The sequence below is a fragment of the Roseburia faecis genome, from assembly GCF_001406815.1.
In the GTDB taxonomy this organism is placed as follows: domain Bacteria; phylum Bacillota; class Clostridia; order Lachnospirales; family Lachnospiraceae; genus Roseburia; species Roseburia faecis.
In genome coordinates, this window is sequence record NZ_CVRR01000074.1 from 1 (window position 1) to 454 (window position 454).

At 46.3% G+C, this 454-nt stretch carries 1 protein-coding gene; it reads left to right on the top strand.

Annotated elements, in window-relative coordinates; genetic code table 11:
- Positions 1 to 454 (top strand): IS66 family transposase (locus M72_RS14860; protein WP_465231349.1); only part of this gene is annotated, 454 nt, incomplete at both ends.

Genomic DNA, 454 nt, shown 5'->3' on the forward strand with positions numbered 1-454 from the left:
AAAAACAATGCCTTCAGGAGTAAGAGATATCCAGCTCTTAGAGCTTAAGGATACGATTTCACAACTGAATAATACAATCAGCACTCAGAACGAGCTTATCCGTTCCCTGCAGAAAATGCTGCAGGAACGTGATGCCAAAGACAGCGAAAAGGATCAACTGATCGCTAACCTTCAGGCACAGTTGGACTACCTGAAGACCAGACTTTTTGGCTCCACCAGTGAGATCCGGCATGAACAGCTCCCGGGACAGTTGGATCTGTTCCACCTGCAGACGGAGGATGAACCGGAACCGGTGCCCCTTGAGGTGGAATACATTGAGGTAAAAGCACACAAGAAGGCCCGTAAATCGAAAGCTGCTTATGATGAGGTCTTTGCTGATCTTCCGACAGAGAATGTTTATGTAGATACTCTTACGGAAGAACAGAAAACGTGTGATGTTTGTGGAACAATGATG